This window comes from Bacillus sp. TH19 (assembly GCF_016651075.1).
Lineage (GTDB): Bacteria > Bacillota > Bacilli > Bacillales > Bacillaceae_G > Bacillus_A > Bacillus_A mycoides.
On sequence record NZ_JAEKEO010000011.1, the window covers coordinates 15,433 to 36,255 of the forward strand.

General features: G+C 34.0%; 23 protein-coding genes and 3 pseudogenes. 19 read left to right on the forward strand and 7 right to left on the reverse strand.

Annotation, left to right across the window (positions count from 1 at the left end; all coding sequences use genetic code 11):
- Positions 1-12 precede the first annotated feature (12 nt).
- The 6 genes and pseudogenes from JFU54_RS28010 to JFU54_RS28035 all read left to right on the forward strand — a co-directional run bounded on the left by JFU54_RS28010 (position 13) and on the right by JFU54_RS28035 (position 5,899).
- A pseudogene (locus JFU54_RS28010) lies at positions 13-942 on the forward strand (phosphotransferase enzyme family protein).
- Positions 939-1,457, forward strand: coding sequence for a DNA topology modulation protein (locus JFU54_RS28015; protein ID WP_201067357.1), 519 nt, complete (start codon positions 939-941; stop codon positions 1,455-1,457). The pseudogene JFU54_RS28010 and the gene JFU54_RS28015 overlap by 4 nt, the downstream one beginning before the upstream one ends.
- A 32-nt stretch (positions 1,458-1,489) precedes the next feature.
- Positions 1,490-2,167 (forward strand): formylglycine-generating enzyme family protein, encoded by a 678-nt coding sequence (locus JFU54_RS28020; RefSeq protein ID WP_002136721.1) that lies wholly within the window; start codon positions 1,490-1,492, stop codon positions 2,165-2,167.
- Positions 2,168-2,259: 92 nt separating this feature from the next.
- Positions 2,260-3,456 carry a macrolide family glycosyltransferase gene (locus tag JFU54_RS28025; protein ID WP_201067359.1) on the forward strand — a complete coding sequence of 399 codons (1,197 nt, stop codon included), beginning with the start codon at positions 2,260-2,262 and terminating at the stop codon, positions 3,454-3,456.
- A 76-nt stretch (positions 3,457-3,532) separates the two neighbouring features.
- On the forward strand, positions 3,533-4,093 hold the full coding sequence (locus JFU54_RS28030) for a hypothetical protein (protein ID WP_002165644.1): 561 nt from the start codon (positions 3,533-3,535) through the stop codon (positions 4,091-4,093).
- A 438-nt stretch (positions 4,094-4,531) separates the two neighbouring features.
- Complete coding sequence (locus JFU54_RS28035; RefSeq protein WP_201067366.1) at positions 4,532-5,899, forward strand: lytic polysaccharide monooxygenase; 1,368 nt, start codon at positions 4,532-4,534, stop codon at positions 5,897-5,899.
- 212 nt (positions 5,900-6,111) lie between these two features.
- On the opposite strand, the gene JFU54_RS28040 is transcribed toward JFU54_RS28035, so the two are convergent.
- The 3 genes from JFU54_RS28040 to JFU54_RS28050 all read right to left on the reverse strand — a co-directional run bounded on the left by JFU54_RS28040 (position 6,112) and on the right by JFU54_RS28050 (position 7,639).
- Entirely contained in the window at positions 6,112-6,546 is a 435-nt protein-coding gene (locus JFU54_RS28040; protein WP_201067368.1) for a GNAT family N-acetyltransferase, read from the reverse strand.
- 105 nt (positions 6,547-6,651) lie between these two features.
- The gene (rpiA, locus tag JFU54_RS28045; RefSeq protein ID WP_002136714.1) at positions 6,652-7,314 is read right to left on the reverse strand and encodes a ribose 5-phosphate isomerase A; all 663 of its coding nucleotides are present in this window, start codon (positions 7,312-7,314) and stop codon (positions 6,652-6,654) included.
- Positions 7,315-7,318: 4 nt separating this feature from the next.
- Positions 7,319-7,639, reverse strand: coding sequence for a 2Fe-2S iron-sulfur cluster-binding protein (locus JFU54_RS28050; protein WP_002189833.1), 321 nt, complete (start codon positions 7,637-7,639; stop codon positions 7,319-7,321).
- Positions 7,640-7,782: 143 nt separating this feature from the next.
- Here JFU54_RS28050 and JFU54_RS28055 point away from each other — a divergent pair, with 143 nt between their 5' ends.
- Both JFU54_RS28055 and clpP read left to right on the forward strand, forming a co-directional pair.
- Entirely contained in the window at positions 7,783-8,469 is a 687-nt protein-coding gene (locus JFU54_RS28055; protein WP_088039528.1) for an RNA polymerase subunit sigma-70, read from the forward strand.
- Between the two features lie 20 nt (positions 8,470-8,489).
- Entirely contained in the window at positions 8,490-9,071 is a 582-nt protein-coding gene (clpP, locus tag JFU54_RS28060) for an ATP-dependent Clp endopeptidase proteolytic subunit ClpP (RefSeq protein WP_002085123.1), read from the forward strand.
- A 53-nt stretch (positions 9,072-9,124) separates the two neighbouring features.
- Here the strand turns inward: clpP and JFU54_RS28065 are convergent, their stop codons facing one another.
- A complete protein-coding gene (locus JFU54_RS28065; RefSeq protein ID WP_002013035.1) occupies positions 9,125-9,937 on the reverse strand; it encodes a glycine betaine ABC transporter substrate-binding protein in 813 nt (270 codons plus the stop codon).
- Positions 9,938-10,154: 217 nt separating this feature from the next.
- On the opposite strand from JFU54_RS28065, the gene JFU54_RS28070 reads away from it, so the two are divergent.
- On the forward strand, positions 10,155-11,360 hold the full coding sequence (locus JFU54_RS28070; protein WP_002013036.1) for a quaternary amine ABC transporter ATP-binding protein: 1,206 nt from the start codon (positions 10,155-10,157) through the stop codon (positions 11,358-11,360).
- A complete protein-coding gene (locus JFU54_RS28075) occupies positions 11,353-12,189 on the forward strand; it encodes an ABC transporter permease (protein WP_002127727.1) in 837 nt (278 codons plus the stop codon). The genes JFU54_RS28070 and JFU54_RS28075 overlap by 8 nt, the downstream gene beginning before the upstream one ends.
- A 47-nt stretch (positions 12,190-12,236) precedes the next feature.
- Here JFU54_RS28075 and JFU54_RS28080 read toward each other — a convergent pair.
- A pseudogene (locus tag JFU54_RS28080) lies at positions 12,237-12,472 on the reverse strand (hypothetical protein).
- Between the two features lie 215 nt (positions 12,473-12,687).
- Between JFU54_RS28080 and JFU54_RS28085 the strand changes: the two are divergent.
- The 5 genes from JFU54_RS28085 (at position 12,688) to JFU54_RS28105 (ending at position 15,207) form a co-directional block, all read left to right on the forward strand.
- Positions 12,688-12,861: a glycine zipper domain-containing protein gene (locus JFU54_RS28085; RefSeq protein WP_201067370.1), complete on the forward strand. Its 174-nt coding sequence runs from the start codon at positions 12,688-12,690 to the stop codon at positions 12,859-12,861.
- A 104-nt stretch (positions 12,862-12,965) separates the two neighbouring features.
- Positions 12,966-13,457, forward strand: a complete 492-nt coding sequence (locus JFU54_RS28090) for an HIT family protein (RefSeq protein WP_078185648.1) — start codon at positions 12,966-12,968, stop codon at positions 13,455-13,457.
- Complete coding sequence (locus JFU54_RS28095; RefSeq protein ID WP_133059813.1) at positions 13,441-14,277, forward strand: PP2C family serine/threonine-protein phosphatase; 837 nt, start codon at positions 13,441-13,443, stop codon at positions 14,275-14,277. Before JFU54_RS28090 ends, JFU54_RS28095 begins: the two co-directional genes overlap by 17 nt.
- 63 nt (positions 14,278-14,340) lie before the next feature.
- Positions 14,341-14,658: a DUF4181 domain-containing protein gene (locus tag JFU54_RS28100; protein ID WP_201067372.1), complete on the forward strand. Its 318-nt coding sequence runs from the start codon at positions 14,341-14,343 to the stop codon at positions 14,656-14,658.
- Between the two features lie 165 nt (positions 14,659-14,823).
- Positions 14,824-15,207: a DUF4181 domain-containing protein gene (locus JFU54_RS28105; protein ID WP_078185625.1), complete on the forward strand. Its 384-nt coding sequence runs from the start codon at positions 14,824-14,826 to the stop codon at positions 15,205-15,207.
- Between the two features lie 108 nt (positions 15,208-15,315).
- Here the strand turns inward: JFU54_RS28105 and JFU54_RS28110 are convergent.
- Both JFU54_RS28110 and JFU54_RS28115 read right to left on the reverse strand, forming a co-directional pair.
- Positions 15,316-15,824 (reverse strand): annotated as a pseudogene (locus tag JFU54_RS28110) (GrpB family protein).
- A 39-nt stretch (positions 15,825-15,863) separates the two neighbouring features.
- Positions 15,864-16,709, reverse strand: a complete 846-nt coding sequence (locus JFU54_RS28115; protein WP_207192748.1) for an oxidoreductase — start codon at positions 16,707-16,709, stop codon at positions 15,864-15,866.
- Between the two features lie 136 nt (positions 16,710-16,845).
- On the opposite strand from JFU54_RS28115, the gene JFU54_RS28120 reads away from it, so the two are divergent.
- The 4 genes from JFU54_RS28120 to acoA all read left to right on the forward strand — a co-directional run bounded on the left by JFU54_RS28120 (position 16,846) and on the right by acoA (position 20,814).
- Positions 16,846-17,805 (forward strand): helix-turn-helix domain-containing protein, encoded by a 960-nt coding sequence (locus JFU54_RS28120; RefSeq protein ID WP_078185623.1) that lies wholly within the window; start codon positions 16,846-16,848, stop codon positions 17,803-17,805.
- 123 nt (positions 17,806-17,928) lie between these two features.
- On the forward strand, positions 17,929-19,125 hold the full coding sequence (locus JFU54_RS28125) for an MFS transporter (protein ID WP_201067375.1): 1,197 nt from the start codon (positions 17,929-17,931) through the stop codon (positions 19,123-19,125).
- Between the two features lie 41 nt (positions 19,126-19,166).
- Positions 19,167-19,646 (forward strand): DinB family protein, encoded by a 480-nt coding sequence (locus JFU54_RS28130; RefSeq protein WP_002085139.1) that lies wholly within the window; start codon positions 19,167-19,169, stop codon positions 19,644-19,646.
- 169 nt (positions 19,647-19,815) lie between these two features.
- Positions 19,816-20,814, forward strand: a complete 999-nt coding sequence (gene acoA, locus JFU54_RS28135) for an acetoin:2,6-dichlorophenolindophenol oxidoreductase subunit alpha (RefSeq protein WP_002127717.1) — start codon at positions 19,816-19,818, stop codon at positions 20,812-20,814.
- The last annotated feature ends 9 nt before the right edge of the window (positions 20,815-20,823 follow it).

Here is a 20,823-nt window from a genome sequence, read left to right on the forward strand (position 1 = left end):
GGGGATTTGTACATGAAGGATATATTAGAAATTGCAAAGTTTTGGTTTCAAGATAAAGGTGTCACAGCTACTGAAATTCAACCAAACGTAACGAAGATTCATTGTAATAATAAAGCGTATATTTTAAAGGGAAAGGGATCGATAAAACAGTTTCTAGTTGAACTAAATGTATTAGAACAGCTTGATGAAAAAGGAGTTAAAGTACAAAAATTAGTAAAAACGAGAAATGATGAAAGGTACGTATTGTATAAAGAGAAGAATTATTGTTTGTACGAATATGTTGCCGGAAGTGTACTAGAAATCAAAGATACAGAAAAGCTAAAAGTGCTAGGAAGCACAATTGGAGAGGAAATGGCTAATTTACATCACGAACTAAATTCAGTGAATAGTACTAACGAGTTAATAAAAAGAGAGTTATATAAAGTGGTATACGAATGGGCTTTACCGAATTTAGTAAAGAATGAGCATGTTCATCAGGATATAATTCAAAAAATGGATCAAATACATACAACTTTCAAGGAAACGGTTCACTCATTACCGAAACAAATTATTCATCGCGATATGCACTTATCAAATGTAATCTTTAGAGAAAGTGATTTTCAAGGGTTTATCGATTTTGAGCTTCTAGAAGAAAACGTTAGAGTATTCGATTTATGCTATTGCTGTACAAGTATTTTAAGTGAGATATTTAGTGATGAAACATTAAGAGGGTAATGGTTACAAATTGTAAGTGAAATTTTTAAAGGATATTATAAGCAAAACATTTTAACGAGAGCAGAACTACAATCAATTTGGTATGTAATGCTTTCAATTCAAATTATATTTATTACTTATTTTGTTCAGTTAAAAGATTTACTAAAGTTAAATGAAGAGATGTTTTTATGGATTTTTGCTAATAAGGAAGATATTGAAGAATCTATAGAAAGAAGCGTACTCATATGAAAAAAATTATATTAATTGGTTCTGGTGGTTCAGGAAAATCTACATTAGCAAAACAGTTAGGGAATAAATTAAATATTAAGGTGCATCATCTTGATGCACTATTTTGGAAACCAAATTGGGAGTGTGTACCGAAAGAGGAGCAAAGAACGGTTCAAAATGAATTAGTTAAAGGGGAAAAGTGGATTATTGATGGGAATTATGGCGGGACAATGGACATAAGAATTAACGCAGCTGATACAATTATCTTTCTTGATATTCATAGAACAATATGTGTTTATCGTGCTTTTAAAAGAATTGTGCAATATCGTAATAAAACAAGACCGGATATGGGTGCTGGATGTGAAGAAAGGTTTGACTTGCAATTTTTTAAATGGATATGGGAATATCCTAAAACGAAACGCCCTTCAATTTTAAAGAGGCTAAATCAATTGAGTAAGGATACAGATGTTATTATTTTAAAATCTTCAAATGAAGTAAGACTATTTTTAGAGAAGCATGATACCATAAATAGTTAGATTATAAAAAGAAGTAACATGGGGGGATAGGATTGAATAGATTCATTGGCCCGGTTGATTCTAATATGGTGAAAATTCCAGCAGGAAAAGTAGAATTAAGAGATGATCGAATAAAAAAAGAATGGCAAGTTCAAATAAAACCATTTCTTCTTGCAAAGTATGTTGTAACAGCGGAATTATATTACGCGATTACGAATCGTGCACTAAATGGTAATGAAAATGGTAATAAACCTGTTGTAAATATTTCATGGAATGATGCAATCGCTTTTTGTAATTTACTTTCTAAAAAGTTGGGAGAAACAGAGTATTATTCTATTAGTGATGACGGCCAAAAGGTTAGTTGTAATGTAGAATCCAAGGGCTATCGATTACCATTTGAGGCAGAGTGGCAATACGCATGTAAAGCAGGTACGACGGGATATACGTATGGGGAACTTCAGAAAATAGCATGGTATAATGAAAATTCAAGTGGACAAATTCATGACGTCGGTAAAAAAGAACCGAATGCATGGGGAGTATATGATATGTTAGGGAACGTTTGGGAATGGTGTTATGATTTGTATGATGAAAAGGTATATGGATCGTACCGAATTTTCCGAGGCGGTAGCTGGGCTGAAGAAGCGAGAGGGTGCGGTGCTACTTGTCGCCGTCGTAGTCATCCTACATTTCATATAGATGATCTCGGTTTTAGGCTTGCTAGGTCAATTTAGCAGGAAAATGATACATATAACTCCGTAAAGAGTATGGAAAGTATCCATACTCTTTACAACATAGAAATTTTAAAATTTAAGGAGTGTTTTGAATGGCACGTGTTTTATTCATTAACGCTGGATCAGAAGGACATATAAATCCAACATTACATGTTGTAGAAGAACTGATTTCTCGCGGTGAAGAGGTAGTTTATTTTTCAATAGAGGCTTTCAGGGAGCGTATTGAGAAGACAGGTGCTACTGTACGAACGATTGATGATCAAAAATTTATACAAGCATTTCTTTCCGGTGGTCGAAATTATTTACAGGAAAGAATAAACGGCCTTCTACATACAACGGATGTTGTAATACCTAGTGTTTTAGAACAAATTGAAGGTGAACATTTTGATTATATTATTCATGATTCGATGTTTGGCTGTGGTCGCTTAATTGCCCAAATTCTTAATCTTCCAGCCATAAATTCATGCACATCTTTTGCACAAGATGAAAAATCATTTAAACAAATGTTAGACCATCTTTCTAAAAATATTCCACTGGAAGTTCAGGATAGAATACATAATGATTTTGAAAACTTAACTAATGGAATTACAGAAAAATATGGTGTTGATATAGATTCACCGTATGAAGTTTTCTGCAATCCAGCTTCACTTACTATTGTGTATACAATTAAGGAGTTCCAACCTTTTGGGGATACATTTAATGAAACATTCAAATTTGTGGGTCCATCTATCTCTACACAAGTGAAAAATGAAGGTTTTGATTACACTTCAATTGAAGAAAAAAGCCTGATTTATATTTCATTAGGTACTGTTTTTAATGAAGCGCTTGATTTTTATAAACTTTGTATGAAGGCGTTCAAGAATAGTAAGCATACAATTGTTATGTCTATTGGCAACAAAACGGAAATAAGTGATTTAGGTAATATCCCTAAAAACTTCATTGTGAAAAACTATGTACCACAAACTGAACTTCTCAAATATACGAAACTATTTATTACACACGGCGGTATGAACAGTACGCATGAAGGGATATATAACGGTGTTCCACTCGTTGTAATTCCGCAAAGTGCAGATCAGCCACTAATCGCAAAGCAAGTGGAGAGTCTCGGGGCAGGAGTTAAATTGCAAATGCAAGGATTAACTGCGGATCAACTAAGTGAAAGTGTAGAAATAGTATTAAATAATCCGTCATGTAAAGAAGCTGCTTTGAATTTGAAGGAGTCTCTCCGAAAATCAGGTGGGTATAAGCAAGCTGTTGATGAAATTTTTAAATTTACAGGCCGTTATTAAAACTATACATGTGAAAGGGTGTCTATATTAAATGATATAGACACTTTTATGTTATATGAAGCGAGGAATTGATGAAATGGAAAGAATGAAAATACTAGATGTAAATTTTGCTGATATGACAGCTACACCATTTTTTCAAGTGGAGGCGAAAAATAGAATTAGATTCGATATAGAATTATTTGAGGGTAATTTGAGAGGATTAAGAGGGATTTTGACTGAACTTTTTAAAAGTCCTGATACGATTGATGTTTCATTTATTTCCGGTTACATAACATATGGTAAAAGTAAGAGAATAAATGAGAAAACAAAAATTGGAAGGTTCATGAAGATTAAGAATTGGACAGAAACGAAAGTAGACGTTGATGATCTTGAAAGTACAATCATATTTACTACGATTAAAGGTGTACATGAAGATGAAGTATATAAGTATTGTAAGTATGTCGTTAATGGTGGTCAGCAAGCGTATATTTCTTTTTATAACGATACTTATTTATTGTATATAAGTACAGACGTTATTGACATTGTTTCACCAGATACAAGTTTAATAGAAAAGTTAAAACTTCAATACAGTGAAGAATATGATAAGTTTTATGAAACTATATTGACGGATTCGGAAATGTTTACAAGTGATAAGTAATTTCAAAGTATTGATAGAAAGATATATGGAAAATGGAGATGGCACGTTGTTTTAAAATAATGTGATCTCACATTGCCATGCGTTTTAAGTTAACGATGAAGGGTTTCAAGACGACTTGGTGCAATTCATCCATATATATACCTAAAATTTTTCATTACAAGTACTACAATTTCTATTGCTCACTTTTACTTTATAAATTTAGGATGTAGTTTTACGTGTTAGTAGTAATTTCACTGTTTCTGCACAACTTCTGCACACATTTAGGTGATTTCTATGTCATGATATATTCCATAAGTGAAATATTTCACAAGAAATGAAATGTTTCTTTACGACGGTGTATGCATATTTACGCATACACGAAATAAGATTGACTCTTGTTATTCTTTTACATCAAAGCCCACATTACACTACGAAGTATAACAAGAAGGGGACAGGAACATGAATAATCGATTTTTAAAACAACTACAAAACTTGAAAATGAACAAAAAAAGTATAGGAGCTGTTGCATTAACAGCTGGAATTATCGGCACGACACTTATTCCTCAAAATGCATACGCGCACGGCTTTGTTGAAAAGCCTGGTAGCCGTTCCGCTTTATGTAGTCCAACCTATGGTGCTCTAAATGTAAACTGCGGAAGTGTTATGTATGAACCACAAAGTTTAGAAGCTCCAAAAGGATTCCCACAAGGTGGCCCAGTTGATGGGCAAATCGCTTCTGCAGGTGGAAAATTTGGCGGTATTTTAGATCAACAAACAGCAAATCGTTGGTTTAAAAATATAATCACTGGTGGGGAAAATACATTTACTTGGAAGTATACAGCACCTCACTTAACAAGCAAATGGCACTACTATATTACAAAAAAAGGATGGAATCCAAATAAAGCACTAACAAGAGCGGACTTTGAGCCAATTGGCACTGTGCAACATGATGGTTCTGCAGCTTCAAATAATTTAACTCATAAAATCAATGTACCTACTGACCGTAGTGGATATCATGTGATTTTAGCAGTATGGGATGTAGCTGATACAGCAAATGCGTTCTATAATGTAATTGATGTGAATCTCATCAATAATGTGAAACCAGACACAGAAGCTCCAAGTATTCCAAATGGACTTCAGGCGCAAAAAGTAACAGCAAATAGTATAGAACTAACATGGAACACTTCTACGGATAATGTAGGGATGAAAGGATATCAAGTTTTCCGTAACGGAGAGATGATTGACACTGTACTAGGCACTCATTTTATTAATAAACAATTAAAACCAAGTACAGAATACACTTATACTGTAAAAGCAATTGACACAGCTGGCAATGTATCGAAAGAAAGTACAGCGCTTACAGTGAAAACAACAGTTGAGGCTCCTGATACAGAAGCACCAACACAACCAAAAGGATTACATAGCATGGGAACAACAGCGTCAAGTGTGGATCTAATGTGGAGCCCATCTGATGATAACGTTGGAGTAGACTATTACGATATTTATAGAGAAATAGAAGGAACAATGAAAAAAATTGCAACATCCAATACGACTTCTTATATGGATAAAAATTTACTCGCTAATACTACTTATAAATATGCAGTGAAAGCAGTGGATGTAGTTGGAAATGAATCCGTACAAAGTGATACATTCACAATTACTACAAAAACTGAAAGCGCTTCATATGAAGCGTGGGATGCAAAGAAAGCATATAAAAAGGGAGATAGAGTTTTACACGAGGGAAAAGTGTATGAAGCAGTCCAGAATTATGAAGGACATGGGGATCCAAACTGGATTTTTGCTTTATCCTTATGGAAAACAGTGTAAGCTTTACCTCAAAATGAAATGAAAGATGATGGGCTTTGATGCAAAAAAAGGAAGTTTGAGAGTTAACTTTTCTGCTTATAAAAAAGACGACGTATTCAGCGTCGTCTTTTTGTATTAATCTAGAATATTCATCGAAGAGACTTTCAAACGAATAAGCTACAGAAAGGTTACTATACGAATACATAATGTAGAATCATATAGTAACCTTTCTATTATGATAACACTTTCGTCATAATAATATGCGCAATTCCATCTTCCATAAATACATCAGAAGAAGTTTGATAGCCTAATTTTTCATAAAACCCTTCAGCTTGTGTTTGACCGTGTAGTTTAACTTTGTTTGCTTCTTTGTTACGAGCAATCTCTTCTAACTTTTGAATGATTACTTTGCCTAATCCGTATTTGCGATAGTCTTTTAAAATACAAATTCTTTCTAGTTTACCCATTCCGTCAACGAATCGTATACGGCCAGTTCCTACAGGAAGTTCATTATAATAAACTAATATATGTTTGCATGCCTCGCCAATTTGGTCATATGTATCGAATTCATCTTCAAGTGGGACACCTTGTTCTTTTACAAAGACTTCTTTTCGAATGTGAAAGGCAGTTTCTAAATCTGTAAGTTCTGTTATGAGTTTGGATTGCAAATTGTTCAGCCCTTTCTAGTGTGATATGAATGTGTTTTTATAGTATATCATACTGTAATGCTATAAAAGAAAAAACTGACTTGCAAAAGTCAGCCTTTAAAATGCTTAATATTCTTTTATACCGTTTTTTGTTCCGATGATCGCTTTGCTCGTCATATTGATAAATAATCCTGTTTCAACTACACCGGTAATCATCTTTAACTCTGTATGTGTATCATTTGGATTCAATATTTTGTTTGGAAAAATACAATCAATAATTAAATTGCCGTTATCAGTTATAAATGGTCCGCCATCTTTCATACGTAAACGCGTTTCGCATCCTAAAGATTGAATTCTCTTTTCAGTTTGCTTCCAAGAGAAGGGGATGATTTCAATAGGAAGTGGAAAGGTACCTAAATGTGAAACGAGTTTGGATTCATCTGCAATAATAATAAGTTCTTTAGAGGAGGTGGCAACAATCTTTTCGCGAAGTAATGCACCACCACCACCTTTTATTAATTGTAAATCATTATTGATTTCATCTGCTCCATCAATTGTGAGATCAAGTATATCAATTTCATTTAAAGAGATTAGCGGAATAGATAATTGTTTTGCTAATACTTCAGTTTCTTTTGATGTCGGTGCAGCTTGAATAGATAACCCTTCTTGTACACGGTGACCTAACTTTTGTATCGTCCAATATACGGTTGAACCCGTACCAAGTCCAATCGTCATACCATCTCTTACAAAGCCAGCAGCATATTCGCCTGCAAGCTGTTTTAAATTCATCATTTTACTCCGCCGGGCGTGATCCAGCATCTAAACCGGAATTTTCAACTGTAAGTATAGGGCGAACGGTAATATCTTTATGTACACGCATTTGGCACGATAATCGTAAGTGGTCTTCAATTCCTTTTTCCGTAATAGCTTGTTTTTCATCATTTGTCGCCTCACAAAAATCACCTGCAATGACTTCAACTCTACAAGTTGTACATCTTGCTTTGCCACCGCAACGATGAAGAATGTGTACACCGTTATCTTCAAGTGCTAATACTAATTTCGTTCCTTCTTTAATATCGAAAGTTCCGGTACCTTCCACTGTTAATTTTGGCAAATTGATTCCTCCTCATGTAAAATGCTATATAACATATTTATGACCCGTATTCATGAACATAAACATAAAATTAATTATAAGCCCCGTAACTTTTTTATTTGTTCAATCGTTTAATAAGTAAGCGCTGAAAAGGAGTGGTTATTTTGTGCACAAAAGTAACTCAGGTTTTAAAGAATCATATCGATATGAATCATTCAAATATAAATTTTTTAATTACACATTATGCAGAGGTAAAAAGATACTGTACGTTTTTGACGAAAAACAAATGGGATGGGGAAGACCTTGCCCAAGAAGCAATTTGCAAAGTTCTTCAAAAGTATAGTGAGAAGGAAATTTGTATAACGCTTCTGTATAAAATTGCTCGAAATCAATGGTTAGATCAAATGAAATCAAAATCCGTTCAAGAAAAGTTAGAACAGCAAAATACATTTGAAGAACCACATGGGAAAATTGCAGATTTGCATGAAATGGTAGGGAAAGTATTGTCTTCGTTAAATGTGCAACAATCCGTAATTTTATTATTGAAGGATGTTTTTCAATATAGTATCGCGGATATTGCAAAAATATGCTCTGTATCAGAAGGGGCAGTGAAAGCATCTTTATTTAGGAGTAGAAATAGGCTGAAAACTGTAAATGAAGAAGGCATTGAAATAGTGGAGTACACGGATGATGTTGAAATCGTTGTAACTTCTATTCGAGAAGAAAGACCTGAATTGTTGACGAAACTTCTCCCAACAATAGATTTCACTAAGTTACCATCAATACAACCAGTGTTATTCTTCAGTATGAAACAATCTTCTTCTTACAGTTGTATGCTTAATGCGGCATAAAACAGATGGAGGGATTTATAATGAGTGTAATTCCTTACGTAATAGAACAAACGAAATTAGGAGAACGCTCCTATGATATATATTCAAGATTATTAAAAGACCGAATTATTATGATTGGTTCAGAAATTAACGATCAAGTTGCAAGCAGTGTAGTAGCACAATTATTGTTTTTAGAAGCGGAAGATGCAGAAAAAGATATATTCCTGTATATCAATAGTCCGGGTGGTTCAACGACAGCGGGATTTGCAATATTAGATACGATGAACCTTATTAAACCAGATGTGCAAACACTTTGTATGGGCTTTGCGGCATCATTTGGTGCGCTTTTACTATTAGCTGGCGCAAAAGGAAAAAGATTTGCGCTCCCTAACAGTGAAATCATGATTCATCAACCGCTCGGCGGTGTAAAAGGGCAAGCAACGGAGATTGAAATTACAGCAAAAAGAATTTTAAAGTTAAAACACGATATAAATAAAATTATCGCAGAGCGAACAGGGCAACCAGTTGAAAAAGTAGCACATGATACAGAAAGAGATTATTTTATGACGGCAGAAGAAGCGAAGGAATATGGAATTGTCGATGCAGTTATTGAGAAAAAATAACGTAAAACAGGCTAGAGAATATTCTAAATTCTCTAGCCTGTTTTTGTCATTCTTTATTCTTTTATCCATTCATCAACTAAAGCTTGATTCTTTTTTATCCATTTTCGAGCAGCTTCTTCTGGATCTTTCGTTTTATTTAGCATGACCATTAAAGTACCTAGTTGTTCATCGTTCATTTTCCATTGATCAAAGTATTTCACAATATCCGGATGATCTTTTTCGAAACCTTTACGAACTGAGTAATAAATGTCATCTTTTTCACCATATACTTTCTTAGGGTCTTTTAAATATTTTAAGTCAAATTCTGAAAAGCCCCAATGAGGATTCCAAAGCGTAACAGCGATTGGTTTCTTTTTCGTATATGCCTTCTTTAGTTCGCTCATCATCGCAGCTTCTGAAGATTGGACAAGTTTTAGTTTTATATCATATTCCTTCATTGCTTTATTCGTTAAATTCATTAGGCTACTACCAGGTTCAATCCCAACAATTTTATTATCTAGCTCATCTTTATGTGCATTTAAATCTTCAATACTGTTAACGTTTTTCACATAAGAAGGGACGACTAAACCAAGCCCAGTACCTTCATACCATTTTGATTTTAAGACGAAGTCATCTTTGTAACGGGCATTTAATGGTTTATCCGTAACAGGAAGCCATACTTCTAGATTCGCATCAACATCACCACGTGCGACGCCAGTCCATATCGCAGCTTTTTCTAAATACATGAGTTCAACTTTATAGCCTTTTTCTTCTAATAAAACTTTCCACATATTTGCGGTTGCGATATTTTCTTTCCAACTTGTTACACCAAGTTTAATTTTTCCTTTCGAATTTGCATTTGTTGCATTACAAGAAGTGAAAATCATACTAATAAATAGTAACAGACTTATAATCCATATTTTTTTCGCATTCAAAACCTCCTGTGAAGCTTTTGCTTTTTATAAATTAATCTATAAGTGAACCTTCTTATTATGAACGGAAACAAGAATTTTTAAAGAAATCTTATATATGTCATTTTTATGTAATATTTCTCTGTAAAATCGCAACACTATGTAAATAGATGGGTAGAAAAGGAGTAGTGACATGGATAATACAAAGGTACGTGTTGAAAATGTAACAAAAGTCTTTGGGAAACATCCGCAACGAGCGCTTACCTTATTAAAAGAAGGAAAAAGCAAATCCGAAATTTTAAAAGAGACAGGAATGAACGTTGGTGTGAAAAAGGCAACGTTTGAAGTATACACCGGAGAAATTTTCGTTATTATGGGTTTATCCGGTAGCGGGAAATCAACGCTAGTTCGAATGCTAAATCAATTAATCAAACCGACAGCCGGGCATATATACATAGATGGTGAAGACATCGCAACGATGGGAAAAGAAGAATTGCGAAGAGTAAGAAGGACGAAAATGAGTATGGTTTTTCAGAAGTTTGCTTTATTTCCACATCGCACGGTAATACAAAATGTTGCGTACGGGTTAGAAATTCAAGGAGTTCCAGTAGAGGAACGAGAAAATAAGGCGTTAGAATCGCTACAGTTAGTAGGACTCGATCATCATAAAGATAATTACCCTAGTCAACTTAGTGGTGGTATGCAGCAGCGTGTTGGAATTGCAAGGGCACTAACGAATAATCCAGATGTATTACTAATGGACGAGTCATTTAGTGCATTAGATCCACTAATTCGAAAAGAAATGCAAGATGAATTGTTAGAGTTACAAGATAAAATGGAAAAAACAATTATTTTTATTACACATGATTTAGATGAAGCTCTTCGAATTGGTGATCGTATCGCATTAATGAAAGATGGAGAAATTGTCCAAATTGGAACACCGGAAGAAATTATGATGAGCCCTGCAAATGAATTTGTAGAGAAATTCGTGGCGGATGTGAATTTAGGAAAAGTAATTACGGCAGAATCTATTTTAAAAAGACCAGAAACGTTATTAATCGATCGTGGGCCGCGTGTAGCTCTGCAAATTATGAGAAATGCAGGTGTTTCTACGGTATATGTTGTGAACAAAAAGTATGAGTTTTTAGGTATTTTAACAGCGGATGATGCAAGTAAAGCAATGAAAAAACAATGGCCAATTGCTGATTTATTACTTAACGATATTCCACACGTTTATCTAGATACATTACTGGAAGAAACGTATGCAAAAATGGCGGAGATGAAATATCCATTACCCGTAATTGATGAAAAGAAAAGGTTGAGAGGAATTATTAAACGTGAAAGTGTCATTCAAGCTCTTGCAGGAAACATCGAGGAAGAGGTGAAAGACGATGAATAATATTCCGCGCATTCCATTAGGCGAATGGGTCGATTCATTTGTTGCAAGTTTATATGAGCACTTTGAAGGCTTGTTCCGAGGATTCTCCTATATTATCGGTGGATTTGTTGATTTACTCACTAACTTTTTAACAATAATACCAGCCATAGTGATGATTATCATCTTATGTTTCCTCATTTGGTACACAACGAGGAAATTATCTTTAGTCATTTTTACGCTCATCGGATTATTATTTATTTTAAATATTAACTACTGGGCACAAACGATGCAAACATTAGCGCTCGTACTTACGTCAGTTATTATTTCAATTATTATCGGAATTCCCATTGGCATTTTAGCATCTCAAAATGAACGTTTCTCAAAATTTTTAAAACCGACATTAGATTTTATGCAAACAATGCCGGCATTCGTCTATCTCATTCCCGCGATAACATTTTTTGGAGTAGGCGTCGTACCAGGCATTATTGCTTCCGTTATTTTTGCTATGCCACCGACAATCAGATTTACAGACTTAGGAATTAGACAAGTTCCAGAAGATTTAATTGAAGCTGCGAATGCGTTTGGCTCTACCGCATCACAAAAATTATTTAAAGTACAATTACCGCTCGCAACGGGAACGATCATGGCTGGCGTGAATCAAAGTATTATGCTTTCGTTATCAATGGTTGTAACAGCTTCACTTGTAGGAGCGCCAGGACTTGGCGTCGATGTATATCGCTCTGTAACACAAGTAAATATCGGAATGGGATTTGAAGCTGGACTAGCTATCGTCGTGATTGCGATTATATTAGACCGAATTACGCAAGGGTTTTATACAAAAAGAAAATAATTCAAAAAACACACTTTATACTACAAAGTGTGTTTTTTGAATTCGAATTACATCCGAACAATAACAGAACCTCCAGCTGGTGCACAAACTTGGTTTTGCTGTTGTTCCATTGATTTTATTAATTGATTATTTTCTTCGATTAATGAGATTAATTTAGCTAATTGGCTTTCAAGGCTTGCGATGCGCTGCATCATGTATTGCGAATCATAATGCAGTGTATTCCTTACTGGATGGGGGAGTAAGCATATTGTTGATTTATATTTGGATTCCAATGAGGATACATTTGAATCGTTCCTCCTTCAATAAATTACTGATCTTTCTTATAGTAAATGCCTATGTATATGTAATGGTGACTTAAAAATTCTTTCAAACGAAGAGGATTATGTAGGGGGAATGGAAAAGTAATAAAGTACATTTTTTGGAAATTTTCAAGCGGAATAGCAAATATATTAGTAGACAGCAAAGTTCATGTAAATGGATATTATATGGGGAGAAATTATGAGAGGAGATGCTATTTTGGCTAATAATAAAAAAAGAAATGATGCTATGACAATTGGTGTCGCTATAGGTGTTGTAATCGGTGTAATTCCTGGTGTATTAAATGATAATATAGCAATCGGAATAGCGATTGGGATTGCAGTTGGAATGGGGATTACGATTTTGAAGAAATAATGAGTTGTAAATTATTTTAATGTGAAAATTCTCATTTCAAGAGATTGAATTTTCGGAATATAAAACCTATTTTTCCTTTTTTTATGATATTATATATGCAAAGGATGGTGATGGATATGCCTATAAACAATCAAGCAGAACAAAACTGCTTCATTTGTGAAAAACATAAAGGGAACATTACAGTTCCAGGTGGAGCTATTTACGAAGATGAACTCATTTACGTTGGACATGTCCATTGGGATGCAGAAGAAACATATCTTGGTTATGTAATGATTGATATAAAGAGACATGTACCTGGTCTCGCTGAATTAACTGAAGATGAGGCAAAGGCATTCGGACTGATAACAAGTAGAGTAAGTAAAGCGCTTAAAGAAAGCAAAGGTGCAGAACATATTTACAGTTTCGTTTCAGGTAATGGTGTACCACATTTGCATATGCACATTATTCCGCGTTATCCAAATACACCAAAAGAGTTTTGGTCACCGACTGAAGTAGCAAATTGGACTGGTGCACCACATGGAGATTCAGAGAAAATTAAAAAACTATGCGAAAGAATACGAAAGTATATGGTAAATGAGTATGCATATAACAAATAATGCACAATATTCATGGGTTGGAAGTAGGGAAATGTGTTTAGACGAAGCTTCAGTCAAGCAATATGGTGATATCGTACTTGGTAAATACGGCGGGAATATAAGTGCCGGAGCAAAAAAGAATGAAGACGGTGCATTAGTTTGGTCGAATGGTGATTGGGAATTTACCGTTATATTAGACGGACATAATAGTGCAGAAAGTGTTGATTTAGTAGTAAGTACGATTCAAGCAGAATATGAAAATATAAAAGTAATTATGAATGAACTGATTGAAACAGTATTTCGATCAGTTGAAAATCATATACTTACAATTTTTCAATCCTCCTCATTTAAAGAAAAGTGCAAAAGAGTAAAAGGTGAAACAGCTTGCTTAATATGTGTAAGAAAAGAAAATTACATATGGTGGCTATCTATTGGTGATTGCCTAGTTTATGTATTTCATGATGAATTACATAAATTAGGACAATATACATTAAACCAACGTCAATTTTATGAATGGATTGGTAATGTAAACACGTTTGATTTACCCGTTCCATGCTATTCTTCAGGAATTCGTGAACTACGTACTGGAAAGAATCGAATTGTAATGGTGACAGATGGGGTATTAGAATGCGGGGAACGCCGTTATGAAACGCCATTAAACCTATACAGTGATATGAATAAAAATAATATAGAGCTTAAAGAAAATGTTCACAATATTTTAGAACACGTTCATCATCAATTAGGACGAGATAGTGCGACCATTATTAGTTGGGATTATGAAAATGATGCATATGCTACGTATCCGAGTGATCAGCCGGAGAAAATTAAAGTGAAAAAATAAAAAGGAGAGGGGTTTCTGTCAGTTACAAAAATATCCTTATTAATTTTATGGGTGCTATCTTTATTGGTTTTTGAAAGAATAGCGAGAAGACAGTTAAATATACCGAAACAAAAAGGATGGAATAACCAATATGTGAATGATACACAGAAATGGGGAAATAGAATTATTATTTCCTCTTATATAGTTGTTATTGCTATAAGCACTTTTCTTCCAAATCGTATATATATGGGCTATGTACCTCTTTTGTTTTTTATTACGTTATATGGATTTCAATCATATATGGAGTGGAAATATGATAAGGAATCGCGGGAGTTTTTGATTTCATTATTAGGAGTTGCAGCATTAATAATAACAGGGTTCATACTATATTTCTTCCTTTAATATAGTATAAATTTAAAGGAAGAGGGAGAGAAGAAATGAAAAACCCTTTCTTACGTGCAGAATCGATCATTTTTAATGAAGATCATTCAAGAATACTCGTTCAATAACCGTTAATATAGTCCACTTTATTTTAAACAATTCAATGAAGTAATAGGAGGAATGATATTGAGAACCTATACATTTTGGATTATAATTTTTGGTTTTTGTATAGCGGGCTACTTTTTGGATCGATTTTTAAGAAAAAAATTGAATATGCCAAAGAGCGGGTTTTGGGGATATAATAAATATGTAAATAGCTTACATAAAAAATTGGAAATAGGACTGCTTTTTGTTTATTTAATAATTAGTTTTATTTACATATTTAAATTCGAAAGCACTAATATTTGGTTTATCATTTTCACTTATTTAGGGGTTACGTGGATCCTAAGGACATGGATGGAATGGAAGTATGATAGAGAATCGAAAGAATATATTTTTTCGATAATTGGATTATTTGCATTTATTTTTATGACTTCGATGCTATTTTACTTCGTTCCACCTGCTGCATAATAAAATGATTATTGATGGTACAAATAATGAGATAACTAATTAATAAGAAACCATTCATCTATACATGAATGGTTTCTTATTATGTGTACGAAGTTCGGTCTTCGCAATTTAATCATTTATTTTAGCTAATATGGATTTAATGAAATTTGTTTTATCCTCTGCATATTTATGCTTATCATTTGGGTTAGCTGTTGAAAGTTGAATCTTTAACTGTTCATACTGCATACGAGAAGTTTTATTGTCTATTAAGTAATCTCTGAATTTTATTTGTTCTATTAAATATGGATTCCCTTGTTCATACATATGAATTTGATGAGTTCTTGGCTCACCTTTATTGAAATAATACCTTTCGGGTAATACATTTTTCTATATTTATAATTTAATTGTTCTAGGTTTGTAATACATTTTAGACCACTTTTGGAATCTCTTAATTCCATCGCAATATCAATAATAGGTTTTGCGCTTAAATGTGGGATGGAAGTACTTCCAATATGGTGTATCGCTAAAATATATTTTCCAATGTGTTCCTCAATTAATTGTTTTTCTTTTGAAAACTCAAATTCCCACTCTTCGGACCACGGAACTAAAAACACTTTACCATAGGGTAAACCTAGCATTTAATTAGCACCCCTTACATATTTTTTCAATAAAGTTACTTACATTTTCTTAAAGCTCCTCAATACAAGAAACTCCCACAATCTCCAAGGAAGAACCTTCTTCGCAAAGATCATAAATTTTACACCTTTCCCAATTGGGTATCGTAATGTAGTACGCCTTGCTTCAGCAATTTCTACGAGTTTATTTGCAACATCCATCGGATTACCAAGTGTATCGTTGCCATTGTTTATGTGCTTTTGTATTTTATCCATATATTCTTTGTAAGGAGAGGTTGTATCAGATTGGTTTTCAGCTAATTGTTTACCAACTTCCCATATGTTCGTGTTATAAGAACCAGGTTCAAGTAAGGCAACGTCTATTCCGAAAGGTTTTACTTCTAAGCGAAGGGATTCACTCCAGCCTTCTAATGCATATTTTGAAGAAACGTAAGGGGATAAACCAGGGAATCCGACTTGGCCGCTAATACTGCTTATATTAATAATTTTTCCGTTTTTCTGTTCTCTCATATAAGGTAAAACAAGCTGAGTAATTGAAATAGCGCCAAAAAGGTTCGTTTCAAATTGTTTACGGTATTCCTCTACTGGAATTTCTTCTACAAAGCCCCCATTTGCATATCCTGCATTATTTATGAGAATGTCTATTCTGTTTATTTCGTTTAAAAATAATTGGAAGTTATGTATAGAACCTTGATCTGTTACATCTAATTGTTGAACTTTTATATTTTGTTGTAATTCGAGTTTAGTAGCTTGAGATATTAAGTCTATTTGTTTCTCAAGATTGCGCATTGTAGCAATGACAAAATAGTCTTTTTTCGCAAGTTCAAGTGTCGTTAAAAGTCCGAATCCACTTGATGCTCCTGTAATAATCGCGATTTTTTTATTCATTGTTCGCTCGCTTTCTTTTTCTTTTATCATAACGAGTTATAAAGAGAAAATCTATTTATTGTATAAAGATATTTGATATAATTGAAAATAATTATCAATTAAATTTTGATTTTTACATAAAAGGAGTGTGGGTTTCATGGAGACTAATGGTTTTCATGATATTTTTCATAAATATTTTTATGGTTTACAAGTTGTAGAGAAAAGACATATGAATGTTCCAAAAACAATAGGTATGGGTGAAATACGAAGATGGACTTCATTTTCAGGTATGGAAATTGTGTTATCAAATTATCAATTTCATAATAACCATCGCATCCAGTTTGCATCTGATGCAGCAATGGTAGAGCTTAATTTTTGTTTACAAGGGTTCGGAGGAGTGCAAGTTGGTCATTCTTCGTATGAATTAATGACTGGAAATAGCTATTTATATTTTATGAATGATTTTGATGTAGTATTTGAATATGAAAAAGAAACGCCTCTATATTCATTAGCGATTGGGATTCCTGTACAATTGTTTAATCATTTCATGATGAATAATGCTATTGAAAAAAGTCTTGATTTTCATTCTATATTAGGAAATCAATCTTTTAAAAAGTTTCAAAATCCAATTGACTCTATAACATCTAGTCTTATTAAGAGAATGATAGAGCATCCCCAAAAGGATCGTATTAGTCAACTAGAATTAGAAAGTAAAGCGCTCGAATTGCTTTCTATACATTTTGGGAGAGTGTTGCTTAATGATTGTGACGCAAATAAAAGGAGTCAATTATCAAAACAGGATTTGAATAAAATAAAACAGGCTGAAGAAATTTTACTTCAACGAATGGAATCACCCCCATCATTATTAGAATTAGCTAAAATAGTAGAGTTAAATGATTATAAATTAAAAATTGGGTTTAAAGAATTATTTGGGATGTCCACATTTGCATATTTACGAGAAAAGCGTATGGAACATGCGATAGATTTACTGCGTTCGGGAAATAGTAATGTGACCGAAACGGCATTTGCAGTTGGATACAATAATGTCAGTCATTTTTCAGAGTTATTTCGTAAAAAGTATGGAATGAATCCATCAGAACTTTTACGTATTTATTAACGTAAAAAAGGAATAATCCGCTATACCGTAAATTCCTCCGTCATTTGGTAGTTGCTTTTTGTAATGGTCATTATAATTACAAACAACATCCAATTGGAAATAACTTTTTATGGAGGAATTTAAATGAAAGAACGGAATGAAAGTCATTTTTGGATATTTGTATTAACAGGAATGTTTCTTATTATAACAACGACGGGTTTTGCACGTATGGCATATGGAATTATATTACCGTTTATGCAAGAAGGACTCCATTTATCTACAGCTCAAGCAGGTATGTTAGGAACTATACTCTTTTTAGGGTATTTATTAACAGTCGGAACATCTGGAATACTTACTATCCGTTTTGGAGCAAAATCAGTTTTATTAATAGGGAGTTGGCTCGTCGTTATAAGTTTAATAGGATTATCATTTGTTCCTTCAGTTTGGATAGCTGCTATTTTTATGCTATGTTCTGGAGCTGGAAGTGCTCTTGTATATACACCACTCATGTCAATAACAGTAGGATGGTTTCCAGAAAAAAGAGGAACTGCAATGGGGCTATTATTAAGCGGTGCTGGCATAGGCATGCTATTTAGTGGAATAATTGTTCCTTATATAGTACGTACATTTCCAGAGTATAGTTGGCGTGGTTCATGGCTTTTGTTTGGCGTTATTACATGTATTGTTGTATTCGTTGCCTCAATTGTTTTGAAAAATCCAGAAGTTACTGAAGATGAGGGGGAAAGGAATAATAAGTCGTTTTTATGGAAAACGAAAGAGTTATACATCATTGCATGGATGTATTTTATTGTGGGCGTTGTTTATTTAATTCCAAATTTATATCAAACTAGTTTTATGATTAATAATGGTATTTCGGCATCAATTTCGGGAACTGTTTATGCGATTGCAGGAATGTTTTCAATCGTAGGAGCTCCTGTCTGGGGATTGATTTCGGATCGGATTGGTATAAAGAAGACGTTATGTATTGCACTTTTATTAGCTGTAATAGGTGATATGATTCCAATTATATTTGGACATATCATTGGCTTTATCGTGTCGGCAATTATTTGGGGTTCCAGCCTCGGAGGTATCCTTTTATTAATTCAAGTTGCTGCTTCAAAGCAAGTATCTCCGAAATATGTCTCAATGGCAATTAGTTTTATATCCGTTTTCTATGCAGTTGGTCAAATGATTGGACCAGGACTTGCAGGATGGATTATCGGGGAAAGTGGATATACAACAGCTTATGGATTAGGTGCTTTCGGTTTCTTTATGTGCATATGTTTGGGATTAAGGCTAAAAAGAGGGGATCTGGCAAACTCAGCGTATATAGAGAAGTGAGTATTGTCTTGAAATGAATCTTTTTAATGGGGGGAAGCAAAGTGTTCCATGTTAAAGACGTATTAGCAGATCAGTTATTAGCAAATGCGAATGATCCCAGTTGGTATATTCCATTTTCAGATGCAGTTAAGGATTTATCTGAGAGAGAAGCTTTCTGGAAACCGAATGAAGAGTGTAATAGTATAGCTGAAATTGTACAACATTTACTGTATTGGAATACGACGTGGCAAACTAGGTACAAAGAATCAAATGTTAATGCTGTGCCTGCTATTGGTGATAATAACAAAAGTTTTATGCTTTCAGATAATCAAACATTTGAAGAGTTAAGAGAAAAACTATTAGAGAAACTGTTGCAATGGCAAAGTCTCATAAATGAAGACAAGGTTGAAAGTGATGTAATTGGATTTCCTGTATCTGCGAAGTGGTGGGAAGTATTAGCTAATGTAACGACTCATAACGCGTATCACATTGGTCAAATTATTTACATTCGGAAATTACAGAAGAGTTTTGATAATGAATAAGATAATAATTCTCAAATTAGGTGAACAAAAGTGGACAAAACGAGACAGATGTCTCATTTTGTCCACTTTTTTATTATGAAAGAAAAGAGAAAACCTATTAAATCAGGGATTAGAATTTGGCACAGTACTTGCAATATAAAAGATGAACAAGAAAATAGGAGGGCTGGACATGTTAAAAACAACTGAAAGTAAAGGGAATGAAATTACGAAAGAACAAGCTCGTTGGATGTATGAAAAAATGTTAGAGATTCGTAAGTTTGAAGACAAGGTGCATGAATTGTTCGCGCAAGGCGTTCTGCCAGGTTTCGTTCATTTATACGCTGGTGAAGAAGCAGTAGCAGTTGGTGTATGTGCCCACTTAACAGATAGTGACAGTATTACAAGTACGCATAGAGGTCACGGCCATTGTATCGCAAAAGGTTGTGATTTAAATGGCATGATGGCCGAACTTTTTGGGAAAGCGACAGGCTTATGTAAAGGTAAAGGTGGTTCAATGCATATTGCCGATTTAGATAAAGGAATGCTTGGTGCAAATGGGATTGTAGGCGGAGGTTTTCCACTTGCTTGCGGTTCAGCATTAACAGCTAAATATAAAGGAACGAAAGATGTAAGTGTTTGCTTCTTCGGTGACGGAGCAAATAATGAAGGAACATTCCATGAAGGGGTTAATTTAGCAGCGATTTGGAAGTTACCAGTTATTTTTATCGCAGAAAATAACGGTTATGGTGAAGCAACAACATTTGAATATGCTTCTAGTTGTAACTCTATTGCTGATCGTGCAAAAGCATATAACATTCCGGGTGTTCAAGTAGATGGAAAAGATCTATTAGCAGTATATAAAGCGGCGGAAGAGGCTGTTGAGCGTGCACGTAATGGCGGTGGCCCAACTTTAATTGAATGCATGACATATCGTAATTACGGTCATTTTGAAGGAGAAGCACAAACGTATAAAACAGCGGAAGAAAAAGAAGAACATTTAAATGAAAAAGATGCGATTGTGCATTTCCGCAAGCATTTAATTCATGAAGCTTTATTAACGGAATCCGAACTTGTGGATATGGAAAAGGCAGTAGATGAAGCAGTACAAAAATCAATTGAATTTAGTGAAAACAGTCCATATCCAGAGGATGAAGAATTATTAAAAGATGTATACGTTTCTTACAAATAAGAGGAGGGT

Coding starts and splice junctions, on each gene's coding strand:
- JFU54_RS28075 (WP_002127727.1), top strand. CDS start 11,353: ATGAATAATATTCCGCGCATTCCATTAGGCGAATGGGTCGATTCATTT.
- rpiA (WP_002136714.1), bottom strand. CDS start 7,314: ATGAATTTAAAACAGCTTGCAGGCGAATATGCTGCTGGCTTTGTAAGA.
- JFU54_RS28065 (WP_002013035.1), bottom strand. CDS start 9,937: ATGATTTTCACTTCTTGTAATGCAACAAATGCAAATTCGAAAGGAAAA.
- JFU54_RS28070 (WP_002013036.1), top strand. CDS start 10,155: ATGGATAATACAAAGGTACGTGTTGAAAATGTAACAAAAGTCTTTGGG.
- JFU54_RS28095 (WP_133059813.1), top strand. CDS start 13,441: ATGCATATAACAAATAATGCACAATATTCATGGGTTGGAAGTAGGGAA.
- JFU54_RS28015 (WP_201067357.1), top strand. CDS start 939: ATGAAAAAAATTATATTAATTGGTTCTGGTGGTTCAGGAAAATCTACA.
- JFU54_RS28090 (WP_078185648.1), top strand. CDS start 12,966: ATGGTGATGGATATGCCTATAAACAATCAAGCAGAACAAAACTGCTTC.
- JFU54_RS28030 (WP_002165644.1), top strand. CDS start 3,533: ATGGAAAGAATGAAAATACTAGATGTAAATTTTGCTGATATGACAGCT.
- JFU54_RS28125 (WP_201067375.1), top strand. CDS start 17,929: ATGAAAGAACGGAATGAAAGTCATTTTTGGATATTTGTATTAACAGGA.
- JFU54_RS28115 (WP_207192748.1), bottom strand. CDS start 16,709: ATGAATAAAAAAATCGCGATTATTACAGGAGCATCAAGTGGATTCGGA.
- JFU54_RS28085 (WP_201067370.1), top strand. CDS start 12,688: ATGAGAGGAGATGCTATTTTGGCTAATAATAAAAAAAGAAATGATGCT.
- acoA (WP_002127717.1), top strand. CDS start 19,816: ATGTTAAAAACAACTGAAAGTAAAGGGAATGAAATTACGAAAGAACAA.
- JFU54_RS28035 (WP_201067366.1), top strand. CDS start 4,532: ATGAATAATCGATTTTTAAAACAACTACAAAACTTGAAAATGAACAAA.
- clpP (WP_002085123.1), top strand. CDS start 8,490: ATGAGTGTAATTCCTTACGTAATAGAACAAACGAAATTAGGAGAACGC.
- JFU54_RS28025 (WP_201067359.1), top strand. CDS start 2,260: ATGGCACGTGTTTTATTCATTAACGCTGGATCAGAAGGACATATAAAT.
- JFU54_RS28120 (WP_078185623.1), top strand. CDS start 16,846: ATGGAGACTAATGGTTTTCATGATATTTTTCATAAATATTTTTATGGT.